This window comes from Paracoccus aerius (genome assembly GCF_014656455.1).
Lineage (GTDB): Bacteria > Pseudomonadota > Alphaproteobacteria > Rhodobacterales > Rhodobacteraceae > Paracoccus > Paracoccus aerius.
Map to the genome: position 1 here is coordinate 115354 of NZ_BNCL01000005.1, position 23921 is coordinate 139274.

Sequence of the window (23921 nt, forward strand, 5' to 3'; positions counted from 1 at the left end):
ACCCCGTGGAATTCGTTTGAAGCCCGCCTTTTACCCACGGGCAGGCCGAAGTCAACCCGAATCGCCGGGGAAATCACGGCAGAAGGGCCAGATTGCGCGGAGGGCCTGTAAGCCGGATTCTGTCCACCGCCATTGGCGGCTGGATGACCATTCCTCTGGCCCGGCGGTTGCCCGCCGGATCAAGCTGCCTACCCGGACCTGCTGGGGCAAGGCGGCCCTGCGGGGTTGCCCCCGCGCGCGGTCCCTATTCGGCATTGCTCCCGGTGGGGCTTGCCATGCGGGGCCTGTTGCCAGGCCCCCGGTGGGCTCTTACCCCACCGTTTCACCCTTGCCCATGCGGACATGGGCGGTCTGTTCTCTGTGGCGCTTTCCCTGGGGTTGCCCCCGCCGGGCGTTACCCGGCACCGTCGCCTCATGGAGTCCGGACTTTCCTCGACGGCGCACCGCCGCGGTCATCCAGCCCTCCGCGCCAGGCGGATATGGCGGGGATGGGGACGCGCGTCAACGAAAAACCCCCGCCGCAGGGCGGCAGGGGCGGGGGGTAGGGTGCGTGCTTGCACGCACCGTTGCGGCGATGCGGATCAGCCCTTGGCAAGGTTGCGCAGCACGTAATGCAGCACGCCGCCGTTCTTGAGGTATTCGATCTCGACCTCGGTATCGACGCGGGCCTTGAGCTGGATTTCCTTCACCGTGCCGTCGGCATAGGTGATGGTGCAGGGCACCAGCGACAGCGGCTTGAAGTCCCCCGCAAGGCCGTGGATCGACACGGTCTCGTCGCCCTTCAGGCCCAGGGTCTTGCGGTTCTCGCCCGGCAGGAACTCGAACGGGACGACGCCCATGCCGACCAGGTTCGAGCGGTGGATACGCTCGAAGGATTCCGCGATGACCGCCTTGACGCCCAGCAGGTTCGTGCCCTTGGCTGCCCAGTCACGGCTGGAGCCGGCGCCGTATTCGATGCCGCCGAAGATCACCAGGGGCGTGCCGGCATCCTGATAGGCCATCGAGGCGTCGAAGATCGTCGTCTGCTGCCCGTCCGGACCCTTGGTGAAGCCGCCCTCGACCCCGTCCAGCATCTCGTTCTTGATGCGGATATTGGCGAAGGTGCCGCGCATCATGATCTCGTGGTTGCCGCGGCGAGAGCCGTAGCTGTTGAAATCACGCGGCGCGACCTGCCGTTCGATCAGGTATTGGCCAGCAGGCGTGGTCGGCTTGAACGAGCCGGCGGGGCTGATGTGGTCGGTGGTGATCATGTCGCCCAGGATCGCCAGGACGCGCGCGCCGTCGATGTTGCTGATCACGCCTGCTTCCTTGGGCATTCCCTGGAAGTAGGGCGGGTTCTGGATATAGGTCGAAGTCGGCGGCCAGTCATAGGTTTCGCTGTCCGTGACATCGACCGCCTGCCAGCGTTCGTCGCCCTTGAACACGTCCGCATATTTCGATTGGAACGCCTCGCGCGTCACCGTCGCATGGACCAGGTCGGCGATCTCCTGGTTGGTGGGCCAGATGTCCTTCAGATAGACGTCGCGGCCTTCCGGGGTCTGCCCGATCGGATCCTTGGTCAGATCCACGTTCAGGTCGCCCGCGATGGCATAGGCCACCACCAGCGGGGGCGAGGCCAGGAAGTTCGCGCGCACGTCGGGGCTGATGCGCCCTTCGAAGTTGCGGTTGCCGGACAGAACGGCGGTCGCCACCAGGTCGTTGTCGTGGATCGCCTTGCTGATCGCCGGATCGCCCAGCGGCCCCGAGTTGCCGATGCAGGTGGTGCAGCCATAGCCCACCAGGTTGAAGCCCAGGGCGTCCAGATCCTCCTGCAGCCCCGCCGCTTCCAGATATTCGCCCACGACCTGCGAACCGGGCGCCAGCGAGGTCTTGACCCAGGGCTTGCGGTTCAGGCCCAGCTGGCGCGCCTTGCGGGCGACCAGCCCGGCCCCGATCATCACATAGGGGTTCGAGGTGTTGGTGCAGCTTGTGATCGCCGCGATCACGACGGACCCGTCGGTGATCGTGTAGTCCTGGCCTTCCACCGCGACGACGCGGCGGGCGTCGGCGCGGGTCAGGACGTCGCCTTCCTCCGCGGGGACGCCGCCGCTGCGATAGTCCGACACCAGCTTGGCAAAGGTCTGCGCGGATTCCGTCAGCGGCAGGTAATCCTGCGGGCGCTTCGGACCGGAAATCGCCGGCACGATGGTGCCCATGTCCAGTTCCAGCGTCGAGGAATAGACCGGAGCGTAATCCGCGCCGCGCCAGAAGCCGTTTTCCTTGGCATAGGTCTCGACCAGGGCGATGCGGTCTTCCTCGCGGCCGGTGTTGCGCAGATAGCGCAGCGTTTCGTCGTCGATGGGGAAGAAGCCGCAGGTGGCGCCATACTCAGGGGCCATGTTCGCGATGGTCGCGCGGTCGGCCAGCGGCAGGTTGTCCAGGCCTTCGCCGTAGAATTCGACGAACTTGCCCACGACCCCGTGCTTGCGCAGCATCGCCACGACCTTCAGCACCAGGTCGGTGGCGGTGGTGCCTTCGACCATCTTGCCGGTCAGCTTGAAGCCCACGACCTCGGGGATCAGCATGGACACGGGCTGGCCCAGCATCGCGGCCTCGGCCTCGATCCCGCCGACGCCCCAGCCCAGGACCGCCAGGCCGTTGACCATGGTGGTGTGGCTGTCGGTGCCCACCAGCGTGTCGGGATAGGCGACCAGATCACCGTTCTGGTCGGTGTCGGTCCAGACGGTCTGGGCCAGGTATTCCAGGTTCACCTGGTGGCAGATGCCGGTTCCGGGCGGCACCACGCGGAAGTTCTGGAACGCGTTCTGGCCCCATTTCAGGAACTGGTAGCGTTCGATGTTGCGTTCGTATTCCAGATCCACGTTCATCTGGAAGGCGCGCGGATTGCCGAATTCGTCGATCATCACCGAATGGTCGATGACCAGGTCCACCGGGTTCAGCGGGTTGATCTTCTGGGCATTGCCACCCAGCCCGATGATGCCGTCGCGCATCGCGGCCAGATCCACCACGGCGGGAACGCCGGTGAAGTCCTGCATCAGCACGCGGGCGGGGCGATAGTTGATCTCGCGCGGGTTCTTGCCGCCAAGGCTGGCCCATTCGCCGAAGGCCTTGATGTCATCGACAGACACGGAAAAGCCGGCATCTTCGAAGCGCAGCAGGTTTTCCAGCACGACCTTCAGCGAGGCAGGCAGCTTCGAGAAATCGCCAAGCCCGGCCTCGGTGGCGGCGGCGATCGAGTAATAGGCATATTCCTTGCCGCCCGCCGAAAGCTTGCGGCGCGTCTTGGCGGTATCGGTTCCGATCTGGATGGGCATGGGGGCCTCCCTGTCTGCGAAATGGATGGGTCGGGCTTGCGTGGCCCTGCTTTGCCCGATGCTGCCGGGCTGCGCAAGATGCCGCAGGCCAAATTGTATGCAATCGCATACCATACTTGCCGCTGTTGCTCAAGAGGCACGGGCACCGGTTCGGCTGTCCCTTAACGAAGCCTTGATTTGTTCACCGCGCGGGCAGGGGGCTATGCAAGGGGCAGTTCAATCACGCATCGGAAGCCGGAATGTCCACTGGAGCGGCAGCCAGACAATCCAGAACCTTGCTTGGCGCGGCCCTGTGCGGCCTGACGATGACGCTGGGCGGCTTTGCCTGGGCGCAGCCGGAAGGACCGGCCGCGGAAGGATTGCCCGCCTTGGCCGGGTCCGGGCCGGCAACTTCCGAAGCCGGCGGAACGCCGATCATCGCCGCACCCCGCGAACCCGCCCGGATGGCGCCTTCGGCCTCGTCCTCGCATCTGTCGTCGGACATGGGGGGCTTCAACAGCTTTGCCGCGGGCGATCCCGCCGCCGCCCCGCCGCCGCTGGAGCGTCTTGGCCTTCATGCGACGCCCGTGGTGGTCGAACTGTTCACCTCGCAGGGCTGTTCGTCCTGTCCGCCCGCCGATGCCATGCTGGCGGGGCTGGCCGATGCGCCCGATATCCTGCCGCTGTCCTTTCACGTGGACTATTGGGATTACCTGGGCTGGGCCGACAGCTTTGCGCGGCCCGAATTCACGGCGCGGCAGGAACGCTATGCCCATGCCGCGGGCGAACGGTCCGTCTACACGCCGCAGATCATCGTGGACGGGCAGGACACCGCCGTCTCGCTGGGACCGGCGCAACTGACGGCCCTGATCGACGCCAGCCGCCTGTCGCCCGCGATGGTCAGCGTTCAGCGCGACACCACCCCCCGGGGCGAGGTGATCGAACTGATGCCCCTGTCCGATCTGGGCGGAACGGTCGAGATCCTGATGGTCCGTTACGCCCCCCGGCGAGAGGTCCGCATGACCGCCGGTGAAAACCGCGGCAAGGTGATCACCTATACCAATGTCGTCCTGTCGCTGGACCGGCTGGCGGAATGGGACGGCCATGCCGCCCTGCGCGTCACTGTCAGTCCAGCGAAGACCGCCGATGACAGCTTCCCTGCCGATACCCGCCATGCCTTGCTGGTTCAGAAGGAAGATGACGAAGACATGCCGGGCCCGATCCTGGCGGCGGTCCGGCTTGATTGACGAAAGGCCGGGGCTTGCCCGCCCGCCCGCGATGCGGGACAAGATCGCCATCACGCGACCGGAAAGGGATGATGCGATGAAGGAACCCAAGGCCTGGGTGCTGCAAGTGCTGGAATGGGGGCCGCTGCTGCTGTTCTTCGGCGTCTTCATGCTGAATCGCGGCGGCGATGTCGCGCTGTGGGGCCAGTCCTACACGCCGCTGGTCTTTGCCACGCTTGTCTTCATTCCCGCGCTTGCCCTGGCCACGCTGGTCCGCTGGCGGCTGACGGGCAAGCTGGCGCCGATGCAGATCGCGACGCTTGTGCTGGTGGTGGTCTTCGGCGGCCTGTCCGTCTGGCTGAACGATCCACGCTTCTTCAAGATCAAGCCCACGATCATCTATCTGCTGTTCGCGGGCCTGCTGGGCTTCAGCTACCTGGCCCGCCGCAACTGGCTGCAGGCCGTCCTGTCCGAAGCCCTGCCGATGGATGCCGAAGGCTGGCGCAAGCTGACGATGCGCATGGCGCTGCTGTTCCTGGGGCTGGCCGTCGCCAACGAGGTGGTCTGGCGCGGCATGTCGGAAACCGCTTGGGTGTATTTCAAGACCTTCGGGATGCCCCTGGTGATCTTCGTGTTCCTGATGGCGAATGCCGGCCTTTACCGGGCCCATGCCTTGCCTGATCCCAACGACAAGGCCGGCGGATAGGATGTCCGGCGAATCGCTGGTGTTGCCGGTCAGCCAGGTGCGGCTGGCCGTTTTCCTGATCAACATGGACGGCGCGTCCGAACGCCTTGCGGCGATGGAGCACAAGCTTGCCCGCGCGAACCTTCCGTTTCGCCGCATCACGGGCGTCGACGGGCGCGCCCTGACCTACCCGATCCCCGAATTCTGCGAACGGAGCTATCGGCTGCTGCACGGCCGGCGCACATCGCCCGCCGAGATCGGCTGCTATCTCAGCCACGTGGCCGCTGCGCGCGCCTTTCTGCAAGGTGACGCGGATCTGGCCCTGATCCTTGAAGACGACGTGTCCTTCGAGCCGGATTTCCTCGACACGCTGGACCGGGCTGCGATGCAGCGCGACCTGTGGAACCTGCTGCGGCTGACGACGGTCAACCGGGGACGGCGGTTCCCGGTGCGCGACCTGGGCAATGGCCGGTCGCTGGCCCTGACCCTGACGCGCGAAAAGGGGGCGGGGGCCTATGTGATCGATCGCCGTGCGGCGGAATGGATTGTCAACGATTTGATCCCGATGCGGCTGGCCTTCGATATTGCCTTCGACCTGGAATACTTGGCCGGGTTGCGGGCCTGCTTCGTTCACCCCTTGCCCGCAAGCCAGGCGTCGGATCACCCCACGCAGATCCAGGACAAGCGCCTGGCCTACAAGCTGCCCCGCTGGCGCTATGCGACGGTGCTGCCCTATCGGGCCTGGCTGGAATTGTCGCGGGTGGCATGTCGGGGGGTGCGACTGGTTGCGGCGCGGCGGCGGTCAAGCCTTGACCCCGCCCAGTTGCGAGGGCGCGGCCAGCAAACGTGACCATCGCGGCTGCGCGCGGCCCGGCAGCCTGGCGCGCAACAGCGACAAGGGAAGCGCCCAAGGCTGGGCCATGGCCGTCCGATAGAAGTCGAACAGCCCGTGGCGCAGATAGGGCGACCAGTGCGACAGCCGCTGGGCCGGACGCTCGGCCGGGAAGCCCAGCCGGTCAAGCGCGGCCAGCGTGTCGCGGTCGTCGATCTGCACGTCAAGCCAGTTCGAGGCCGGTTGGTCCAGACCCAAGCCAAGCGCCTGCCTGCGGCCCCCGTCCAGCCAAAGCTCCATCGCGAAGTCGAACAGGTCATTCTCGCGCGAGGTGATGTTCAGCACCTCGGCCCTTCGCCCGGCGGGGGTTTCCAGGGCGGCTGCGGCCGTGTCGCGGAATTCGGCCCCCGCCAGCAGGACGACGCGGCCGATGCTGCCCTGATCTGCGTGACGCAGCGCCTGCAGGGCCACCCGCGCACCCAGCGAATGCCCGATCAGCGCGACGGGCCGGCCGGCACGGTCGGCAAGGTCCGACACAAGCGCCCCGACCCCCCGGCCCACCTGGCCAGCGCGGGCATAGGCCTGCCCCAGCATCCCGCGCGCTTCCCAGCCAAGCGCGACGGCCAGCCCCTCGTCCGGGTCGCCGCCGCCAAAGCCAAGCGCGCGGGGCCAGGACAGCACCCGGCGTTGCGACGGATCAGGGTCCAGGGACAGGATGTGCCGGTGCGGATCGCAATGGGGAACGGACGGCGAATAGCGATATCCGTGGATCATCACGATCAGCGGCGCATGTCCGGGCAAGGCGCGGGCAAGCTGCGCCAGTTCCCCTGGCTCAGCGCGATCCGCATCGATCTTGACCACCGGCATGACGGCCCCCTTTCCCGTGCCCGCAGGCATGGACCCAGGGTGCGACAGGGGCGTGAAAGAAGCGTTAAGCCTGCGTGACGCACGGTGCGCAGGTGGTGCAAAGGCAGGCTGAAAGCCGCGTAATCCCCCGCAGGCCGTTTTCACCATTGAATTTTCCTGCCCTCCGCCTCTATGTTGCCCTTATGCGTCATGCGACCTTCAATCGCGGGTTGTGGGCGCTTCCAGTTTCGCAGCGCGGCACCTCTGGCACCGGATTCACGGAAGGCGGCATGTGTCACGCGGAAAGCCCGCCCGTGGCGCATCACCGTGCGACCGGGCGAAACCAGACAGCGGCGCGCCCGGCCCGACAGCCACGCGCCAACCGTAAGGAACAGACGCGATGACGCGCGCAAGGGACGGTCAGGATCGGAACGGGGGGGCGTGCTGCCTTTTCCGTTCCGTCCCCGTTGCCCCAGCCGCGCCCGCGTCCCCATCACATCGCAGCCGTCGCTTGGGGGTGCCGTTGGCGCCGCCCGGCCCTTGGCTGCGCGAAAGATTTGAACATGGCAAAGAAAATGCTGATCGACGCCACCCATGCCGAGGAAACTCGGGTGGTCGTGGTGGACGGAACCAAGGTCGAAGAATTTGATTTCGAGACTGTAAACAAGCGCCAGATCTCGGGCAACATCTACCTGGCCAAGATCACGCGGGTCGAACCCTCGCTTCAGGCGGCCTTTGTGGATTACGGAGGAAACCGGCACGGCTTCCTGGCATTTGCGGAAATCCACCCGGATTACTACCAGATCCCGGCCGCCGACCGCGAGGCGCTGATCGCCGAGGAACGCGCCTATGCCGAGGCCCAGGAGGCCGAGGACGCCGCCCGTGCCAAGCGCCGCCATGCCCGCGCCCAGAAGGCCGAGACGGGCGACGAGACCGTCAGCGCCGAGGTCGAGGACGGCGAAGCCCCCGAGGCGGTCGAGGACGAGAGCGCCAGCGCCGCCCCGGACGATGGCGCGGACGCGGACCAGGACAATGCGACCCGGAACGAGGATGAAGGCGAGGAAGCCGGCTCTGAATCCTCGGCCTCGGACAAGGACGAAGAGATCGAATCGGTCGCCGACGAGGACGTGGCCGAGGAAGTCCGTGCGCCCCGCAAGCCCCGCGCCCGCCGCTACAAGATCCAGGAGGTGATCAAGGTCCGGCAGATCATGCTGGTCCAGGTCGTCAAGGAGGAGCGCGGCAACAAGGGCGCCGCGCTGACCACCTATCTGTCGCTGCCGGGCCGCTATTGCGTCCTGATGCCCAACACGGCGCGCGGCGGCGGCATCAGCCGCAAGATCACCAATGTCGCGGACCGCAAGAAGCTGAAGGACATTGCGTCCGAACTGGACGTGCCCAAGGGCGCGGGCCTGATCATCCGCACGGCGGGCAGCCAGCGGACCCGGACGGAAATCCGCCGCGACTACGAATACCTGCTGCGCCTGTGGGAACAGATCCGCGACCTGACCTTCAAGTCGGTGGCCCCCGCCCCGATCTATGAGGAAGGCGATCTGATCAAGCGGACCATCCGCGACCTGTACAATTCGGAAATCGACGAGGTCCTGGTCGAGGGCGAGCGCGGCTATCGCGTCGCCAAGGACTTCATGAAGATGATCATGCCGACCCATGCCCGGGCCGTCCAGCAATATACCGACCAGATGCCGCTGTTCGCGCGCTACCAGGTGGAAAGCTACCTAACGGGGATGTTCAACCCGGTCGTGCAGCTGAAATCGGGCGGCTATATCGTCATCGGCGTGACCGAGGCCCTTGTGGCCATCGACGTGAACTCGGGCCGGGCCACCAAGGAAGGCTCGATCGAGGAAACGGCGCTCAAGACCAACCTGGAGGCCGCCGACGAGGTGGCGCGCCAGTTGCGCCTGCGCGACCTCGCGGGCCTGATCGTCATCGACTTCATCGATATGGAGGAACGGCGCAACAACGCCGCTGTCGAGAAGCGGATGAAGGACAAGCTGAAATCCGACCGCGCGCGGATCCAGATGGGCCGCATCTCGGGCTTCGGCCTGATGGAGATGTCGCGCCAGCGCCTGCGGCCGGGGATGTTGGAATCGACCACGCAGCCCTGCGCCCATTGCCACGGCACCGGCCTGATCCGGTCCGACGACAGCCTGGCGCTGACCATCCTGCGCGCCATCGAGGAAGAAGGCACCCGCAAGCGGTCGCGCGAGGTGCTGGTCAAGGCGCCCGTGGCGGTGATCAACTATCTCATCAACCAGAAGCGCGAGCATATTGCGGGCATCGAGGCGCGCTATGGCCTGTCGGTTCGGCTTGAAGCTGATCCGTCGCTGATCTCGCCCGATTTCGCGATCGAGAAGTTCAAGACCGCGACCCGCGCCGTCCCCGAGGTCTCGGCCTCGGTCCTGTCGGTCGACGCCGACCTGATGGCGCAGATCGACGACGAGGACGTGGATCTGGCCGAGGAAGTCGAGGCGGAAGCCGAAGCCGAGGTCGAAGCTGCAGAACCGACCGAAGGCGCATCGGCCGAGGATGACGCCGAGGGACGCGGCCGCCGCCGTCGTCGCCGCCGTCGGCGGAAGTCGGGCGACCGCCCCGAAGGTGAGTCCGCCGAGACGGGCGACGAGGCCGAGGAAGCCGCAGGCGATGCCCAGGCCGGTTCGGCCGACGCCGCGCAAGGTTCCGACACCGACGCCGATACCGACGAAGAGGCCAATGGCGCCGAAGGCGAGACCGACCGGAACGGCCGCCGCCGCCGTTCCCGTTCGCGCAACCGCCGTCGGGGCGGCGATCTACCCCAGGCCGAGGGCCTGCCCGAGGTCGTGGACCTGCACGACCAATCGGCCGAGCCCGCCGAATCGCTGCCGGGTCTGAACGCCCGCCGCGACCCGGCCGAGGAGGGCGAGATCGTCCCGCTGTCCGAGATCGCTTTGGAACCGCAGGCCGAACCGCAAGCTGCCAAGCCGCAAGCCGCCGAACCCGAGCCGCAGCCGGACGCCTTCCTGCCCGGTGATGTCGTGGCGGCCGAGGAAGCGGCAACCGCAGAGGTCGAGGCCGCGGATCTGGCGGCACCTGAAGCGGTGGCACAGCCCGAGCCCGTGGTCGAACCCGCCCAGCCCGACCTGTCCCAACCGGCCCCCGCAGTCGAACAGCAGCCCGGGCAGCCTGGGCAATCGATGCAGCCTGCCGAACCCGAGCCCGAAATGGCCGAGGCGGAAAGCGGGCGTCCCAAGCGCCGCGGCTGGTGGTCCAGCAAGGGCTAATCCGACAGTATGCTGATCCGGCAGGAAGGGCGCGGGAAACCGCGCCCTTCGCACAAAGGCGTGACGCCATGACCCATGGCCCCGGCCGCGCCAGGCGCTAGACTGCGGGCCATGTTGGGAATCGACCTTGTCACCGCCGCCTTCCTGCCTGCCGCCCTTGTGGCGTTGCTGGCCGGCATCCTGTCCTTCCTGTCGCCCTGCGTGCTGCCGATCGTGCCGCCCTATCTGGCCTACATGACCGGCGTTGGGGTGAACGGCCTGAAAGCGCAGGAACGCAGCGCCGTGCTGCCCGCGCTGTTCTTCGTGATGGGCCTGTCTACGGTCTTTCTGGTCATGGGTTTCGCGGCCTCGGCCTTTGGGCGTGCATTCCTGCAATATCAGGATTACCTGGCCAAGGCGGCAGGCGTCATGGTGGTGGTGATGGGCCTGCACTTCCTGCATGTGATCCGCATCCCGATCCTGGATCACGAGGCGCGGATAAATGCCGGCAAGCAGGACGGAGGGGCTTTCGGCGCCTATATCCTCGGCCTCGCCTTCGCCTTCGGCTGGACCCCCTGCATCGGTCCGCAACTGGGCATGATCCTGTCCCTGGCCGCGACCGGGGGCGAGTTGTCGCGCGGCACCGCGCTGCTGGCGGTCTATGCGCTTGGGCTTGGCATCCCCTTCCTGCTGGCCGCGATCTTCGTCAACCGCGCCATGGGCGTGATGAACCGCATCAAGCCCTGGCTGCGCGTGATCGAACGGGCCATGGGGGTGCTGCTGCTGGTCGTGGGCGTGATGCTGCTGACGGGGGCATTCTCGGCCTTTTCCTATTGGCTGCTTGAAACCTTTCCTGCCCTTGCCACGCTAGGTTGAACGACCCTTGCAATCGCCAGTAGCGCCGAGTCTGAAATCAGGCTATGCTGTCTGCCAGACCCGGATAAACCGGGCGTTTCTCTGAGGCAGTGACGGCGGTTTTCCCATGACCGAGATGGTCTTTGGCACGACGCCCGTACGGGCGGGCGACCCGATTCTTCCGCGCTGGTGGCGCACGCTGGACAAGTGGTCCCTGGCCTGCGTCCTGGGCCTGTTCGCGATCGGCATCCTTCTGGGACTGGCGGCCTCGGTGCCGCTGGCGGAAAAGAACAACCTGCCGCGCTTCTACTATGTCCAGCGCCAGGCGGTGTTTGGCGGCATGGCCCTTGTCATCATGCTGGTGATATCGATGATGTCGCCGCGCCAGATCCGGCGGATCGGCGTGATGGGCTTTGCGGCGGCATTCGTGCTGATCCTGCTTCTGCCCTTCATCGGCGAGGACCACGGAAAGGGCGCGACCCGCTGGCTGTCCATCGCCGGGATCTCGATGCAGCCGTCCGAGTTTCTCAAGCCCGGCTTTGTTGCCATCTGCGCCTGGTTCCTGGCCGCCGCGCAATCCATCGGCGGGCCGTCCGGCAGGCTGTATTCCTTCATCACCGCGATGGTGGTGGTGATCCTGCTGGCGCTTCAGCCGGACTTCGGGCAGGCCTCGCTTGTGCTGTTTTCCTGGCTGGTGATGTATTTCATCGCCGGTGCGCCCATGGTTCTGCTGGTCGGCGTGGCGGGGCTGGCGATCGGCGGGGGCATCTTCGCCTATAATGCGTCGGAACACTTTGCCCGCCGCATCAACGGCTTCCTGTCGCCCGAGATCGACCCCCGCACGCAGATCGGCTATGCCACCAAGGCCATCCAGGACGGCGGCTTCTTCGGCGTGGGCGTGGGCGAGGGGTCGGTGAAGTGGTCGCTGCCCGACGCGCATACCGACTTCATCATCGCCGTCGCGGCCGAGGAATACGGCACCGTCATGGTGCTGCTGGTGATCGCGCTTTACTGCACCATCGTCGTGCGATCGCTTTTGCGGCTGCTGCGCGAGCGCGATCCCTTTGCGCGCATCGCCGGGGCGGGCCTTGCCTGCGCCTTTGGCGTGCAGGCGCTGATCAACATGGGCGTGGCCGTGCGCCTGCTGCCCGCCAAGGGCATGACGCTGCCCTTTGTCAGCTATGGCGGGTCATCCGTCATCGCATCCGGCATCGCCGCCGGGATGCTGCTGGCGCTGACCCGGACAAGGCCGCAAGGCGAATTGGCCGAGATCCTGCGTCGGGGCCGCTGATGCCGCGCGACCTCAAGACCGCCCCCTTGGCCCTGATCGCCGCCGGCGGGACCGGTGGCCACATGTTTCCCGCCCAGGCCCTGGCCGAACTGCTGCTGTCCGAAGGCTGGCGCGTCAAGCTGTCCACCGACGACCGGGGCGCACGCTATGCAAGCGGATTTCCCGATGCGGTCGAACGCAGCATCGTGCAATCCGCCACAACGGCGCGCGGCGGGATGCTGGGCAAGCTGACCGCGCCGCTGAAGATCGCCGCAGGAGTCGCGGCCGCGCGGACCAGACTGCGCCGCGACCGGCCCGCCGTGGTGATCGGCTTTGGCGGCTATCCCACGATCCCGGCGCTGTCGGCGGCCCTGACGCTGGGCCTGCCGCGCATGATCCACGAACAGAACGGCATCATGGGCCGCGTCAACAGCATCTTCGCGTCCCGCGTCCACCGCATTGCCTGCGGCACCTGGCCAACCGCCCTGCCGGCAGGCGTCAGCGCCAGCCATACCGGCAACCCCGTCCGCCAGGCGGTGCTGGACCATGCCGCCGCCCCCTATGCGCCGCCGGGGCAGGGGGCGCTGCACGTCCTCGTGATCGGCGGCAGCCAGGGCGCGCGGGTGCTGTCGGACGTGGTGCCCGCCGCCATCGCGGCCTTGCCCGATGACATGCGCGCCCGTCTGCGCGTCAGCCACCAGGCCCGGGCCGAGGACGCCGCCCGCGTCACCGCCGCCTATGCCGATGCAGGCGTCGCGGCCGAGGTCCAGCCCTTCTTTTCCGACGTTCCCGAACGCCTTGCCCAGGCGCAACTGGTCATCAGCCGGTCCGGCGCATCATCGCTGGCCGACATCACGGTGATCGGGCGCCCCGCGATCCTGATCCCCTTTGCGGCGGCGGCAGGCGATCACCAGACCGCCAATGCCCAAGCCCTTGCCGAGGCGGGCGGCGCCCTGATCCACCCGGAATCGGTGCTTGACGTCCCCGGCCTGACGCGCGACATCCGCGCGATCCTGAATGACCCCGCGCGTGCCAGCCAGATGGCCAGCGCCGCGCTGTCCCTTGCCCGGCCCGATGCGGCGCGGCGCCTTTACGACCTTGTCACGGAGATTGCCCGATGAACGCCGCAACCAAACTGCCGCACGAGTTGGGGCCGATCCACTTCATCGGAATCGGCGGCATCGGCATGTCGGGCATTGCCGAGGTGCTGCTGACGCTGGGCTATGACGTCCAAGGCAGCGACGCCAAGAAATCCAAGATCACCGACCGGCTCGAAACCCTTGGCGCCCGCGTCTTCGAAGGCCAGCGGGCCGAGAATATCGGCCAGGCGGGTGTTATCGTCATCTCGACCGCGATCAAAAAGGGCAACCCCGAGCTTGAGGAGGCGCGCCGCCGCGGCCTGCCCGTCGTCCGCCGGGCCGAGATGCTGGCCGAACTGATGCGGATGAAGTCGAACATCGCCATCGCCGGAACCCACGGCAAGACCACGACGACCACGATGGTCGCGACCCTGCTGGACGCTGGCGGGCTGGACCCGACTGTCATCAACGGGGGCGTGATCCATGCCTATGGGTCCAACGCGCGGGCGGGCGCGGGCGAATGGATGGTGGTCGAGGCCGACGAAAGCGACGGCAGCTTCAACCGCCTGCCCGCCGACATCGCCATCGTCACCAACATCGACCCCGAGCATATGGAGCACTGGGGCAGCTTCGACGCGCTGCGCCAGGGTTTCCTGAACTTCGCCTCGGGCATCCCGTTCTATGGCCTTGCCGTCTGCTGCACCGACCATGCCGAGGTCCAAGCCCTGGTCGGCAAGCTGACCGACCGCCGCGTCGTGACCTTCGGCTTCAACGCCCAGGCGGATGTGCGGGCGATGAACCTGCGCTATGAAAACGGCATCGCGCATTTCGACATCGCGCTGCAGGGCGAAGGCCCGACCGAGACGGGCGATGTCGAGATGATCGAGGGCTGCACCCTGCCCATGCCGGGCGACCACAATGTCTCGAACTGCCTGGCCGCCGTGGCTGTCGCTCGGCACCTGGGCATCAAGAAGGCCGAGATCCGCGAGGCGCTTGCCAAGTTCGGCGGCGTCGGCCGCCGCTTCACCCGCGTAGGCGAAATCAACGGTGTCACCATCATCGACGATTACGGCCACCACCCGGTCGAGATCGCCGCCGTGCTGAAGGCCGCGCGCCAGGCCACCAAGGGCCGCGTGATCGCCGTCCACCAGCCGCATCGCTATTCGCGCCTGTCGAACCTGTTCGACGACTTCTGCACCTGCTTCAACGAGGCCGACGTGGTCGCCATCGCCGAGGTCTATGCCGCGGGCGAGGATCCGATTCCCGGCGCCACCCGCGACGACTTGGTGGCGGGCCTGATCGCCCACGGCCACCGCCACGCCCGCGCCATCCTGGACGAGAACGACCTGGAACGGCTGGTCCGTGAACAGGCCCGGCCCGGCGACATGGTGGTCTGCCTGGGGGCGGGGACGATCTCGACCTGGGCGAACGGGCTGCCGGAACGGCTGCAAGGACGGGCCGCGTGACGCAGGCGGGGCTTGTCACGGTGGCGGTGGTGCTGGGCTGGTTGGTCCTGGCGACCATGCAGCGGCGCTTGCAGCCGCGCCACCGTATCCGTGCCTTCTGGGCGCTGATCCTGATCGGCATCCCCGTCCTGGGCTGGCTGACCCTGAACGGCGGCCCCATGGCGGGCGTCGCGGGCCTGGCCGCCGGCATCGCCGTGCTTCTGCGGGCGCCGCGCCGCCCTGCCCGCAAGCGGGCCGCCCCGCCGGCCGAGTGACCGGGAACCTCACGCAAACCCCGACGGTTGGTCTTGTCAGGCAGACCAACGGGACGCAATGGATCAGCCAATCTTTTTCGACACCTGGGCCAGCCTTGGCAGGGTCATCCTTGTCGGCACCCTGGCCTATGCCGGGCTGGTGGTGATGCTGCGCGTGTCGGGCAAGCGCACGCTCAGCAAGATGAACGCCTTCGACCTGATCGTGACAGTCGCCCTTGGTTCGACCCTTGCGACCGTCCTGCTGAACCGTTCGGTCCCGCTGGTCGAGGGGTTGGCCGCCTTCGCCCTGCTGGTCGGGCTGCAATACGTCATCACCTGGCTGTCCGTCCGGTCGGACCAGTTCCAGGATCTGATCAAGGCGGAACCGACGGTGCTGATCAGCAAGGGCAAGCCGGTCCCCGGCGCATTGACGCGCCAACGGGTCACGATGGAGGAAATCCGCGCCGCGATGCGCCAATCAGGACATGCGGAACTGAACAGCGACATCACTGTGGTTCTGGAAACCGACGGATCCCTCAGCATACTGGCCCACGGTGGCGATGGTTGACCGGGGCCGCCCCGCTGGCTACCACATCCGCCATGATGACTGATCTTCCCCCCACCCGTGGCACGCTGACCCCCAACCGTCCCTTGGACAGCCTGACCTGGCTGCGCGTCGGCGGCCCGGCCGATTGGCTGTTCCAGCCCGCGGACGAGGATGACCTGGCCGATTTCCTGCGCGATCTGGACCCTTCGATCCCGGTCTTTCCGATTGGCGTTGGTAGCAACCTGATCGTGCGCGACGGCGGCATCCGGGGCGTGGTGATCCGTCTGGGGCGCGGCTTCAATGCCATTACCGTGGAAGGCGACCGCGTCACCGCAGGCGCGGCGGCGCTTGACGCCCATGTCGCGCGACGCGCGGCGGATGGGGGTTGCGACCTCACCTTCCTGCGCACGATCCCCGGCAGCATCGGCGGGGCGGTCCGCATGAATGCGGGTTGCTATGGCAGCTATGTCGCCGACCACCTGGTCGAGGCTCGCGCAGTCGCTCGTAATGGCGAGCAGATCGTGCTGACGCCGGATGACCTGCGCTTTGCCTATCGCCATGCCGAGCTGCCCGAGGGCTGCGTGCTTACCGGGGCGACGTTCCGCCCCACGGAAGGCCAGCCCGATGCGCTGCACGCCAGGATGGCGGATCAATTGGCCAGGCGCGACGAAACCCAACCCACCAAGGAACGCAGCGCCGGATCGACCTTCCGCAACCCGGCGGGCTTCAGTTCGACCGGACGGGCGGATGACGTCCACGACCTCAAGGCCTGGTCGCTGATCGACCGCGCGGGCCTGCGCGGGCACAGCTGGGGCGGGGCGCAGATGTCGGAAAAGCACCCGAACTTCCTGCTGAACACCGGCGGCGCCACCGCGGCCGAGCTTGAGGCCCTGGGCGAACTGGTCCGCCGCCGGGTCATGGAGGACAGCGGCCATGATCTGCAGTGGGAGGTGATCCGGGTGGGCGAGTTTCTGCCGGGTGCAACTGCAAGCTGATTAACGATTTTCGCAACAATCTTTGGCAGATAGCTAAAAATCTCCTTTTGTGATTTCCGTGCATCAGGTATCCTGATTCCATAAGCGCAGATCGGGGTGAACCCGGCGGCGCGGGGACAGGAAAATCCCGGGATCAACCGGGTCGAAAGGCGAAACGTGGCGGGCAGGTCGAGCAGGACAGCCCATACCGTAGCCGTTCTGATGGGCGGACCCTCGGCTGAACGCGAGGTGTCTTTGTCATCGGGGCGCGAATGCGCGAATGCGCTGCGGGTGGCGGGCTATGAGGTGATCGAGGTCGAGCTTGGCCCTGAACGGGGCGGCGATCTGGTGGCTGTCCTGGCCGGTCTTCGCTGCGACGTGGTCTTCAATGCCCTGCACGGCCGCTGGGGCGAGGATGGCTGCGTCCAGGGGATCCTGGAATGGCTGGACCTGCCCTATACCCATTCGGGCGTGCTGGCCTCGGCCCTGGCGATGGACAAGACGCGGGCCAAGGATGCGCTGCGGGCGGCTGGTTTGCCGGTGGTCGAAAGCGTCATCGCCTGCGCGGCCGATGTTCGCGCCCGTCACGTCCTGACGCCGCCCTATGTGGTCAAGCCCAATGACGAGGGTTCGTCGGTCGGCGTCTATATCGTCCATGACGGCGCGAATCAGCCGCCGCAACTGGCCGATACCATGCCCCGGCATGTCATGGTCGAAGCCTATGCCCCCGGCCGCGAATTGACGACCGCCGTGATGGGCGACCGCGCCCTTGGCGTCACCGAGATCGTGACCGAGGGCTGGTATGATTACGCCGCCAAGTATTCCGTCGGCGGGTCGCGCCACATCATCCCCGCCGATATTCCGGCCCAGATCGCCCAAGCCTGCCTGGACTACGCGGTTCGCGCGCACCGGGCGCTTGGCTGCCGCGGCCTGTCGCGCACCGACTTCCGTTGGGACGACACGCGCGGGCTGGACGGCCTGATCCTGCTCGAGGTGAACACGCAGCCGGGCATGACGCCGACCTCGCTTGCGCCCGAACAGGCGGCCCATGCCGGGATCGGGTTCCCCGACCTGATGCGCTGGATGGTCGAGGACGCGCTATGCCCGAGGTGATCGACCATCGCCCGAACCGCCCCCAGCCACAGCCGCAGGGGGACCGCGTCAAGCGCGACCCGGCGCCGACGCGGCTGCAATACCGGCTGGAACGCATGTGGCTGCGCCCGATCTGGCGGCGGACCTTGCGCATCGGCGTGCCGGCATTCTTGGTCGCCATGACCGCCGGCCTGTGGCTTGCGGACGAGGATCGGCGCGCCCTGTTGTCGGACGGCGTGCAGCAGGTCATGCACAAGGTGCAAAGCCGCGAGGAGTTCCAGGTCCGCACCATGATGGTCGAAGGTGCCTCGCCCGTGGTGGACAAGGCATTGCGGGCCATGTTGCCGGTGGAACTGCCGGCTTCCAGCTTCGACATCGACCTGACGGCGTTGCGCCTGCAGGTGATGCAGCTGGACGTGATCGAATCCGTGGACCTGCGCATCAAGCCGGGGGGCATCCTGTCGGCCGTGGTCAAGGAACGCGAACCGGCGATCCTGTGGCGCCATGCCCGCGGGATCGAGATCCTGGACAAGACGGGTCACCGCGTCGCCTCGGTCACCGCGCGCGACGTGCGCCCCGACCTGCCGCTGATCGCGGGCGAAAGCGCCGACATGGCAGTCCCCGAGGCCTTGGCCCTGATCGACGCGGCAGGGCCGATCCTGCCCCGCGTCCGCGGCCTGGTCCGCCGGGGAGAGCGCCGCTGGGATCTGGTGCTGGATCAGGGCCAGCGGATCATGCTGCCCGCCCAGGGCGCGCTGACCGCGCTTGAGGCAGCGATTGCCCTGGATCGCGCGCAGGATCTGCTGGGCCGCGACATTGCGGCGATCGACCTCCGCAATCCGTCGCAACCAGTGATGCGGCTGGGCATCGATGCGCGCAACAGCCTGCGGCAAGCGCGTGGAGAGCCGCTGCTGGGGCCTGACGGCAAGATCATTCAAGAAGAAGAAAAGAAGGGGGGCTGAGGCGATGGCGGAACTTTATCAAACGCAGCGGGCGATGCGGAACATTCGCCGGGCGGCCCTGCAACGCGGCGTGATCGGCATCCTGGATATCGGCACGTCCAAGATCGCCTGCTTGGTGCTGCGCTTCGACGGCACCGGCACCTTCCGCGAGACCGACGGAGTGGGGCCGATGGCGGGGCAGGTGAATTTTCGCGTGATCGGCGCGGCCTCGACCCGATCGCGCGGGATGCGCCGGGGCGAGATCGACGTGATGGCCGAAACCGAACGCGCGATCCGCACCGTCGTCGCCGCCGCCCAGAAGGTCGCGGGCGTGCGGGTCGATCACGTCATCGCCTGCCTTTCAGGGGGGCGTCCCTCGTCCTATGGCCTTGCGGGCGAGATCAACCTGGATGCTGGGCGGGTCCATGATCATGACGTGGCGTCGGTGATGGCGGCCTGCGATGCGCCCGATTTCGGGCGCGGGCGCGAGGTGCTGCACGCCCAGCCCGTCAATTTCGCCGTCGACAACCGCACCGGCCTGGGTGATCCGCGCGATCACGTCGGCAATCGGCTGTCCTGCGACATGCATGTGCTGACGGTCGATGGCGACGTTATCGGCAACCTGATCCAATGCATCCGGCGCTGCGACCTTGAACTGGCGGGGGTGGCCTCGGCCTCTTATGCGTCGGCGCGGGCTTCGCTGGTCGAGGATGAGCAGGAACTGGGGGCAGCCTGCATCGATTTTGGCGGCGGCGGCACCGGGGTTTCGATTTTCATCAAGAAACACATGATCTTCGCCGACAATGTTAACATCGGCGGCCAGCTTGTCACGCAGGACATCGCCCAGGGGTTGCGGATTCCGCTGCCCGTGGCCGAGCGGCTGAAGACCCTGAACGGCGGCCTCGAGGCTACCGGTCGAGACGACCGCGACCTGTTGGAGATCGGCACGGGCAGCGGCGAATGGGACACGGACCGCCGGTCGGTCAGCCGCGCCGACCTGATCGGGATCATGCGTCCGCGCGTCGAGGAGATTCTGGAAGGCGTGCGCGAAGTGCTTGATGCCGCGGGCTTTGACGCCATGCCCAGCCAGCAGATCGTGCTGACGGGCGGGGGCAGCCAGATCCCCGGTCTGGACGGACTGGCGGCCCGAATCCTGGGTCCGAACGTCCGCTGCGGGCGGCCCTTGCGGATCGATGGGCTGGCGCACCAATTCACCGATCCCGGCTTTTCCAGCGCCGTCGGCCTGGCGCTGTTCGCGGCACATCCGCAGGACGAATGGTGGGATTTCGAGATGCCCGCCAGCAGCTATCCGACCCGCAGCCTGCGCCGCGCTTATCGCTGGTTCAGGAACAACTGGTGAGGGCATGGGGCCGTTATGGGTCGATTGAAGGCGGGGCACCGCATTCAACCGAATTGGCAAGATACCGCCGAAAACCCCAGCAAATACCACCAGATTTTGGGGTGGGCGGCCTCTTTTTAAGTGACGCAGCGGCGGCCGGCCGTTAGGATTGGAACTGATACGAGGGATTCGACGGGCGGCAGGACAGGACCCGTCGACATAGCAAAAACAGGCGGAACCATGAACCTCAATCTGATGATGAACGACGAAGACGAGCTGAAGCCCCGTATCACCGTCTTCGGTGTTGGCGGCGCGGGCGGCAACGCGGTCAACAACATGATCGAGAAGAACCTCGACGGTGTCGAGTTCGTGGTGGCCAACACCGACGCGCAGGCGCTTGCCAGCTCGCGCGCGACCAACCGCATCCAGATGGGTCCGAAGGTGACCGAAGGCCTGGGCGCCGGCGCCAAGCCCGTGATCGGCGCCAAGGCGGCCGAGGAAACGATCGAGGATATCGTTGATCACCTGATGGGCGCGCATATGTGCTTCATTACGGCGGGCATGGGCGGCGGCACCGGCACCGGCGCTGCCCCGATCATCGCCCAGGCCGCGCGCGAGATGGGGATCCTGACCGTCGGCGTCGTGACCAAGCCCTTCCAGTTCGAGGGCACCAAGCGGATGCGCCAGGCCGACGAGGGGATCGAGGCCCTGCACAAGGTCGTGGACACGCTGCTGATCATCCCCAACCAGAACCTGTTCCGCATTGCCAACGAAAAGACCACCTTCACCGAAGCCTTCGCCATGGCCGACGACGTGCTGTATCAGGGCGTCAAGGGCGTGACCGACCTGATGGTCAAGCCGGGCCTGATCAACCTTGATTTCGCGGACGTGCGTTCTGTCATGGACGAGATGGGCAAGGCGATGATGGGCACCGGCGAAGCCTCGGGCGAGAACCGCGCCCAGGAAGCCGCCGAACGCGCCATCGCCAACCCGCTGCTGGACGAGGTCAGCCTGAACGGCGCCAAGGGCGTGCTGATCAACATCACCGGCGGCTATGACATGACCCTGTTCGAACTGGACGAGGCCGCGAACGTCATCCGCGACAAGGTCGACAGCGACGCCAACATCATCGTCGGATCGACGCTGGACCCGGACATGGACGGCTCGATCCGCGTGTCGGTCGTGGCAACCGGCATCGACGCGGCCGCAAGCGTGGCCGAGGTTCCCGCACCCCGCCGCAGCATGGCCGAACCGCTGACCCAGAACCCCGCCGTGTCCCAGAAGGTCGAGCCCGCCGCCCAGCAGGACGACCTGCCGCCGCGCCGCGTGGCCCCGCCGCTGACCCAGCCCGCCGCACCCGCCGCCCGGGTCGAGGATGACATGCCCGCCCCCGCCTATCAGCGCAAGGAACCGGCCCAGCCGGCGATGCTGAACGTCAAGGAGGACGCGGGCTTCATCGCGCCGCGCGCCCCCCAGGGCGCTTCGCGCGGCCAGGCCTCGCCCGAGACGCTGGAGCGCCTGCGCCGCGCGGTCGAGCACAAGGGTGAGCGTCAGCAGGCCCCCGCACCGCAGCCGCAGGAACCCGCGCGCCCGCAAAGCCGCATGGCCGGTCTTGGCCGGATGCTGGAGCGGATGGCAGGCCATGCCGACCACAGCGCGAAACCCCCCGCAGCCTCGATTTCCGAACGCGTGAACGAACGTGTGGCGGTTCGTGCCCGCCAGCAGGAAACCGATTTCGACGATCTGGCCAGCCCCGACTCGGCCCAGGACAATGTGGAAATCCCTGCCTTCCTGCGCCGCCAGGCGAACTGAATCCTCCATCGTGACGATCCGGGAAAGGGCCGCCTTGGGCGGCCCTTTTTCTTGCCGATCACATCTTTGGACGGGCCTGTCGTGGCCTGCCGCAAGGGTGCATCCGAATGTTTCATGCCGTTACAAATCGTTAATTGAACGCTTGGCACCTTGGGCCTAGGTGATCCGTTGAGCGACAAGGTTATCTGTCGCATTTGGTTGAAGGCTGGTTGTCATGCAGGCGACGTTGAAAAAGATGGTTGCGTTTCAAGGTGTGGGCCTGCATTCCGGGGCCCCCGCCCGGCTTGAGCTCCATCCCGCGCCTGCCGGTCACGGCATCGTCTTCCGCCGCACCGACCTGTCACCTGCCGTGGACATTCCCGCTCGCTGGGACCACGTGAGGCCGTCGAAGCTTTGCACGCTGATGGACGACGGAAAGGGCACGACCCTTTCCACGGTCGAGCATGTGATGGCTGCCCTGGCAGGCACTGGCATCCACAATGCCCTGGTCAAGGTCGACGGTCCCGAGGTCCCGATCCTGGACGGATCGGCAGCGCCCTTCGTCCGCGGCATCCTGCGCGCCGGGATCGCGCTGCAACAGGCCGACCTGCGGGCGATCCGCGTGCTGCGCCCGGTCGAGGTCCGCGAGGGAGACGCCTTTGCCCGGCTGACCCCGGCCGACCATCTTGAGATCGATTTCCAGATCGACTTCACCGATGCCGCCATCGGCCATCAGGAAAAGCGGCTGGACATGGCCAACGGCGCCTTTCTGCGCGAACTGGCCGACAGCCGCACCTTCTGCCGCCAGGCCGATGTGGATGCGATGCGCCGGAACGGGCTGGCCTTGGGCGGCACCTACCTGAACGCCGTGGTCGTCGATGGCCCCCGCGTCCTGTCGCCGGGCGGCCTGCGCCATGCGGACGAGGCCGTGCGCCACAAGATGCTGGACGCGGTGGGCGATCTGGCGCTTGCCGGGGCGCCGCTGCTGGCGCGCTATACCGGGCATCGGGCGGGTCATGCCATGACCAACAAGCTGCTGCGGGCGCTGTTCGCGGATCCGGCCGCCTGGACCTGGGAAACCTGTTCGCCCGCGCTTGAGGATCGGTTGCCGGGCGCGGGAATCGCCGCCTATGACCTGGCCGCGACGGCTTGGGCGGCCGCCTGAAGGGGCGGCCTTCCGCTACGTCAGGCAGGGCGCCGAAAGCCGCACGATATTCAACGGATTGCCATTTTGCGCCCCCTGATGTTCTGTGCTAGAGGGTCCGGGCAACCCTGCCGCAAAGGGTCGGTTGCAAGGAAGAAGTCTTAGGCAGGGTGAAGATGGCGCGCTCGAAAATCTTGGCTTCCACGATGGCGGCGGCTCTTTGCTTGGTGCTTGCGGGTTGTTCTGGGTCCGGATCCTCGGATGCGGACAGGCAGAACCTGGACCGCTTCACGGCCGAGGAAATCTACAAGCGCGGCGAGTTCGAGCTGGAGAACAGCCGCAAGCCCGAGGACGCGGTCTTCTATTTCAGCGAGGTCGAGCGGCTTTATCCCTATTCGGAATGGGCCAAGCGCGCGCTGATCATGCAGGCCTATTCCAACCACCGCGCCCAGAACTATGAGGAGGCGCGGGGTGCCGCGCAACGCTTCATCGACACCTATCCGGGCGATGAGGACGCGGCCTATGCGCAATACCTGTTGGCCCTGTCCTATTACGACCAGATCGATGAGGTGGGCCGCGACCAAGGCCTGACCTTCCAGGCATTGCAGTCCCTCCGCAGCGTCATCGAGCAATATCCCGACAGCGAATATGCCCGCAGCGCCATCCTGAAGTTCGATCTTGCCTTCGACCATCTGGCGGCCAAGGAAATGGAGATCGGGCGCTATTACCTCAAGCGCGGGCACTATGCCGCATCCATCAACCGCTTCCGCGTCGTGGTCGAGGAGTTCCAGACCACGACCCAGACGCCCGAGGCGCTGCTGCGGCTGGTCGAGGCCTATCTGGCGCTTGGTCTGACGGACGAGGCGCAGACGGCTGGCGCGATCCTGGGCTATAACTTCCAGTCCTCGCCCTTCTACCAGGACGCCTATCGCCAGCTTCGCGGTCGCGGTCTGGAACCCGAGGCGCGCGGCGACAATTGGCTGACGAATGTCTATCGCCAGATGATCCAGGGGCGGTGGCTTTAAAGGCGGGAATCCGCCCCCTGAAGGACAAG

General features: G+C 66.7%; 19 protein-coding genes and 1 other RNA gene. 17 read left to right on the forward strand and 3 right to left on the reverse strand.

All coding sequences use genetic code 11. The annotated features are described in order from the left end of the window. Positions 1–92: 92 nt before the first annotated feature. Both rnpB and acnA read right to left on the reverse strand, forming a co-directional pair. An RNA gene (rnpB, locus tag IE224_RS08185) (RNase P RNA component class A) lies at positions 93–468 on the reverse strand. A 113-nt stretch (positions 469–581) separates the two neighbouring features. Continuing rightward, positions 582–3314 carry an aconitate hydratase AcnA gene (gene acnA, locus IE224_RS08190; RefSeq protein WP_167622499.1) on the reverse strand — a complete coding sequence of 911 codons (2733 nt, stop codon included), beginning with the start codon at positions 3312–3314 and terminating at the stop codon, positions 582–584. A gap of 239 nt (positions 3315–3553) precedes the next feature. Here acnA and IE224_RS08195 point away from each other — a divergent pair, with 239 nt between their 5' ends. The 3 genes from IE224_RS08195 to IE224_RS08205 all read left to right on the forward strand — a co-directional run bounded on the left by IE224_RS08195 (position 3554) and on the right by IE224_RS08205 (position 6054). Next, positions 3554–4540: a DUF1223 domain-containing protein gene (locus IE224_RS08195; protein WP_191309353.1), complete on the forward strand. Its 987-nt coding sequence runs from the start codon at positions 3554–3556 to the stop codon at positions 4538–4540. Positions 4541–4616: 76 nt separating this feature from the next. After that, positions 4617–5225 carry an inner membrane-spanning protein YciB gene (locus tag IE224_RS08200; protein ID WP_191309355.1) on the forward strand — a complete coding sequence of 203 codons (609 nt, stop codon included), beginning with the start codon at positions 4617–4619 and terminating at the stop codon, positions 5223–5225. A 1-nt stretch (position 5226) separates the two neighbouring features. Continuing rightward, a complete protein-coding gene (locus IE224_RS08205) occupies positions 5227–6054 on the forward strand; it encodes a glycosyltransferase family 25 protein (RefSeq protein ID WP_191309357.1) in 828 nt (275 codons plus the stop codon). Here the strand turns inward: IE224_RS08205 and IE224_RS08210 are convergent. Then, positions 6007–6903 (reverse strand): alpha/beta hydrolase family protein, encoded by an 897-nt coding sequence (locus tag IE224_RS08210; protein ID WP_191309359.1) that lies wholly within the window; start codon positions 6901–6903, stop codon positions 6007–6009. The two genes, IE224_RS08205 and IE224_RS08210, sit on opposite strands and share 48 nt — an antisense overlap. Positions 6904–7445: 542 nt before the next feature. Between IE224_RS08210 and IE224_RS08215 the strand changes: the two genes are divergently transcribed. From IE224_RS08215 to IE224_RS08280, 14 genes are all read left to right on the forward strand, one after another. Beyond that, entirely contained in the window at positions 7446–10157 is a 2712-nt protein-coding gene (locus IE224_RS08215) for an Rne/Rng family ribonuclease (protein WP_191309361.1), read from the forward strand. Positions 10158–10268: 111 nt separating this feature from the next. After that, positions 10269–11012: a cytochrome c biogenesis CcdA family protein gene (locus IE224_RS08220; protein WP_191309363.1), complete on the forward strand. Its 744-nt coding sequence runs from the start codon at positions 10269–10271 to the stop codon at positions 11010–11012. 106 nt (positions 11013–11118) lie between these two features. Next, entirely contained in the window at positions 11119–12282 is a 1164-nt protein-coding gene (ftsW, locus tag IE224_RS08225) for a putative lipid II flippase FtsW (protein ID WP_167622493.1), read from the forward strand. Next, on the forward strand, positions 12282–13382 hold the full coding sequence (locus IE224_RS08230) for a UDP-N-acetylglucosamine--N-acetylmuramyl-(pentapeptide) pyrophosphoryl-undecaprenol N-acetylglucosamine transferase (protein ID WP_167622492.1): 1101 nt from the start codon (positions 12282–12284) through the stop codon (positions 13380–13382). Before ftsW ends, IE224_RS08230 begins: the two co-directional genes overlap by 1 nt. Continuing rightward, positions 13379–14806 (forward strand): UDP-N-acetylmuramate--L-alanine ligase, encoded by a 1428-nt coding sequence (gene murC / locus IE224_RS08235; RefSeq protein WP_167622491.1) that lies wholly within the window; start codon positions 13379–13381, stop codon positions 14804–14806. Before IE224_RS08230 ends, murC begins: the two co-directional genes overlap by 4 nt. Further along, the gene (locus IE224_RS08240) at positions 14803–15060 is read left to right on the forward strand and encodes a DUF2484 family protein (protein ID WP_167622490.1); all 258 of its coding nucleotides are present in this window, start codon (positions 14803–14805) and stop codon (positions 15058–15060) included. Before murC ends, IE224_RS08240 begins: the two co-directional genes overlap by 4 nt. Positions 15061–15118: 58 nt before the next feature. Beyond that, a complete protein-coding gene (locus tag IE224_RS08245; RefSeq protein WP_191309365.1) occupies positions 15119–15607 on the forward strand; it encodes a DUF421 domain-containing protein in 489 nt (162 codons plus the stop codon). A 32-nt stretch (positions 15608–15639) separates the two neighbouring features. Further along, entirely contained in the window at positions 15640–16581 is a 942-nt protein-coding gene (gene murB, locus IE224_RS08250) for a UDP-N-acetylmuramate dehydrogenase (protein ID WP_191309367.1), read from the forward strand. A gap of 156 nt (positions 16582–16737) precedes the next feature. Next, a complete protein-coding gene (locus IE224_RS08255) occupies positions 16738–17673 on the forward strand; it encodes a D-alanine--D-alanine ligase (RefSeq protein ID WP_191309369.1) in 936 nt (311 codons plus the stop codon). Continuing rightward, positions 17661–18614: a cell division protein FtsQ/DivIB gene (locus IE224_RS08260; RefSeq protein WP_167622486.1), complete on the forward strand. Its 954-nt coding sequence runs from the start codon at positions 17661–17663 to the stop codon at positions 18612–18614. Before IE224_RS08255 ends, IE224_RS08260 begins: the two co-directional genes overlap by 13 nt. A gap of 4 nt (positions 18615–18618) precedes the next feature. Beyond that, a complete protein-coding gene (gene ftsA / locus IE224_RS08265) occupies positions 18619–19953 on the forward strand; it encodes a cell division protein FtsA (protein WP_191309371.1) in 1335 nt (444 codons plus the stop codon). 219 nt (positions 19954–20172) lie between these two features. After that, positions 20173–21744 (forward strand): cell division protein FtsZ, encoded by a 1572-nt coding sequence (ftsZ, locus tag IE224_RS08270; protein ID WP_167622484.1) that lies wholly within the window; start codon positions 20173–20175, stop codon positions 21742–21744. A 214-nt stretch (positions 21745–21958) separates the two neighbouring features. After that, positions 21959–22888, forward strand: a complete 930-nt coding sequence (gene lpxC / locus IE224_RS08275; protein WP_191309373.1) for a UDP-3-O-acyl-N-acetylglucosamine deacetylase — start codon at positions 21959–21961, stop codon at positions 22886–22888. A 155-nt stretch (positions 22889–23043) separates the two neighbouring features. Further along, complete coding sequence (locus IE224_RS08280) at positions 23044–23892, forward strand: outer membrane protein assembly factor BamD (protein WP_191309375.1); 849 nt, start codon at positions 23044–23046, stop codon at positions 23890–23892. The last annotated feature ends 29 nt before the right edge of the window (positions 23893–23921 follow it).